Origin of the sequence: Streptomyces sp. WELS2, from assembly GCF_013870595.1 — a bacterium.
Taxonomy (GTDB): Bacteria; Actinomycetota; Actinomycetes; order Streptomycetales; family Streptomycetaceae; genus Streptomyces.
The window spans coordinates 1-2,829 of the sequence record NZ_JACBWZ010000785.1 but is presented as its reverse complement, the minus strand read 5'-3'; the positions used below and the strand labels follow the sequence as shown (position 1 = coordinate 2,829).

2 protein-coding genes are annotated in these 2,829 nt (G+C 70.0%); one reads left to right on the top strand and one right to left on the bottom strand.

Translation table 11 applies throughout. From position 1 onward, the window contains the following. Positions 1-1,480: M1 family metallopeptidase (locus H5J33_RS29775; protein WP_181797899.1), on the bottom strand; the 1,480-nt coding region annotated here is incomplete at its 3' end. A 180-nt stretch (positions 1,481-1,660) separates the two neighbouring features. On the opposite strand from H5J33_RS29775, the gene H5J33_RS29770 reads away from it, so the two are divergent. Beyond that, on the top strand, positions 1,661-2,829 hold a 1,169-nt coding region (locus H5J33_RS29770), incomplete at its 3' end, for a CocE/NonD family hydrolase (protein ID WP_309485519.1).

Sequence of the window (2,829 nt, the reverse complement as noted above, 5' to 3'; positions counted from 1 at the left end):
AGGACACAGCACACGGTGGACAGATCTTCTTCCACGACTTCGGCTGCGCCACCGCCGTGGCCGTCCTCACCAGGGCGCGGACCGACGGCGCGGCCGGCTTCTCCGGCTGGAACAGCCAGGTGTCGAACAGCGCGGCCAGCGGCTTGCCGGACACCTGCTCGGCGTACCGCTGGAAGTCGGCCACCGAGCCGTTGCCGTAGGCGTGCTCCTTCGGCCAGCCCTTCAGGATCGCGAAGAACGCGTCGTCGCCGATCTCGTTGCGCAGCGCCTGGATGGCGAGGGCGCCCCGGTCGTAGACGGCGCCGGCGAACTGGTTGTCCGGTCCGGGGTCGCCCGGCGCGATGGTCCAGAACGCGTCGTCGGCCGGGTGCGAGGCGTACACGTAGTCGGCCAGCTCCTGCGCGGTGCCCTCGCCCTCGTGCTCCGACCACAGCCACTGCGCGTAGCGGGCGAAGCCCTCGTTGACCCAGATGTCCTTCCAGCCCTTGACCGACACGTCGTCGCCGTACCACTGGTGGGCCAGCTCGTGCACGACCACGGAGGTGTTGGCGCCGTTCGCGAACTGCCGCGGGCTGTAGTACACACGGGTCTGCGTCTCCAGCGCGTACCCGGTGGTGGTGTTCGGCACGTACCCGCCGGCCGAGGAGAACGGATACGGCCCGAAGTAGCCGCTCAGCCAGTCCACGATCTCCCCGGTGCGCTCCACGCTGGCCCGCGCGGCGCCGTCGTTGTCGCCGAGGTCCTTGCTGTAGGCGTTGATGACGGGGATCCCGCCGTCGGAGGTACCGGTGGTGATGTCGAACCTGCCCAGCGCGAGCGTGGCCAGGTAGGTGGCCTGCGGCTTGTTCTGCCGCCAGTTGTAGCGGGTCCAGCCCAGCTTCGAACTGGTCGACTGGAGCGTGCCGTTGGAGATGGCCTGGGTGCCGTCCGGGACGGACACCGACACGTCGTAGGTGGCCTTGTCGGTCGGGTGGTCGTTGCTCGGGAACCACCACCAGGCGGCCTCGGGCTCGTTGGCGGCCACCCCGCCGTCCGGGGTGCGGTGCCAGGAGGTGAAGCCGTAGGCGCTCTTGGCCGACGGCACCCCGCTGTAGCGGACCACGACCGTGACCGGCGTGCCCTTGGGCAGGGGGGTCTTCGGGGTGACGACCAGCTCGTGCTCCCCGGAGGTGGTGAAGGCGGCCTTGGTGCCGTTGACCCGCACCTCGCTCACGTCCAGCAGGAAGTCCAGGTCGAAGCGGGACAGGTCCTGGGTGGTCTTCGCCAGGATCGTCGCCGTGCCTTGCAACTCGTCCGTCTTCGGCTGGTATTGCAGCCTCAGGTCGTAGTGGGAGACGTCGTAGCCGCCATTGCCGTAGTACGGGTAGTAGGGGTCGCCGATACCCGGCGCGCCGGGGGTGTAGCTCGCGGCCGATGCCGGGATCGCCAGCAGGACGGAGGCCGCCGCCAATGCGCCCGGCGCGATGATTCTGCGGTGCACGTCAGCTCCAAGTCGTCAGGACCACGGGTCCGTTCGGAAAGGCTCTGTTCCGCAGCCTATTCATTCCCTGTGACCCCTGACCTGTCCATGGCACCTGCTGTCACATGATCGCCATCCGGCCGTCACGTGGCCCGGTGGGTCCTCTTTTTTCGGCGGAGTCGACCGGAGTACCGTCCGCGCATGCCGACACGCACGCGCTCCGCGATCCGCAGAACGCTCGTCACCGCCGTCGTCGTCACCCTGACGGCCCTCCTCCCCACCCCGGCAGGCGCCCGGCCCGCGCCCCGGGAGAGCACTCCCGTCTACTCCTACGCCCAGGCGATCCGCGAGTCCGTATGGGTCGACACCGGGCTCGACGAGGACGGTGACGGCAGGCACGACCGCGTCGCCGCCGACATCGTCCGGCCCGCCGAACCCGCCCGGCAGGGCCGCAAGGTGCCGGTCGTCATGGACGCGAGCCCGTACTACTCCTGCTGCGGGCGAGGCAACGAGAGCCAGCTCAAGACGTACGACGCCCACGGCCGTGTCGTCCAGATGCCGCTGTTCTACGACAACTTCTTCGTACCGCGCGGTTATGCCTTCGTCGGCGTCGACCTCGCCGGCACCAACCGCTCCGACGGCTGCGTGGACATCGGCGGCCGCTCCGACATCGGGTCCGCGAAGGCCGTGATCGACTGGCTGAACGGCCGCGCCAAGGCCTACACCAGCCGCACCGGCGGCACTTCGGTGCGGGCCGGCTGGACGAACGGCCGCACCGGCATGATCGGCAAGAGCTGGGACGGCACCATCGCCAACGGTGTCGCCGCCACCGGCGTCAAGGGCCTGAAGACCATCGTCCCGATCAGCGCCATCTCCTCCTGGTACGACTACTACTTCGCCCAGGGCGCCGCGCTCTACGACGGCGGCCCCGACCAGCTCGCCGACCGTGTCGAGAGCCCCGGCGCGCACGCCCGTTGCGCGGCCGTACAGCGCAGGCTGGCCGAGGGCAGCCCGCGCGATGGCGACCGGACCCCACTGTGGACCGAGCGCGACTACGTCAAGGACGCGGCCAAGGTCCGGGCCAGCGTCTTCGCCGTGCACGGCATGCAGGACCTCAACGTCCGCACCCAGCACCTCGGCCCGTGGTGGGACGCCCTCGCCCGGCACGGCGTCCGGCGCAAGCTCTGGCTGTCCCAGACCGGGCACGTCGACCCGTTCGACTTCCGGCGCGGTGCCTGGGTGGACACCCTGCACCGCTGGTTCGACCACGAACTCCTCGGCTACGACAACGGGATCGATCGCGAGCCGATGGCCGATGTCGAACGCCACCCCGACCAGTGGGTCACCACCCCCGTCTGGCCCCCGGCCGG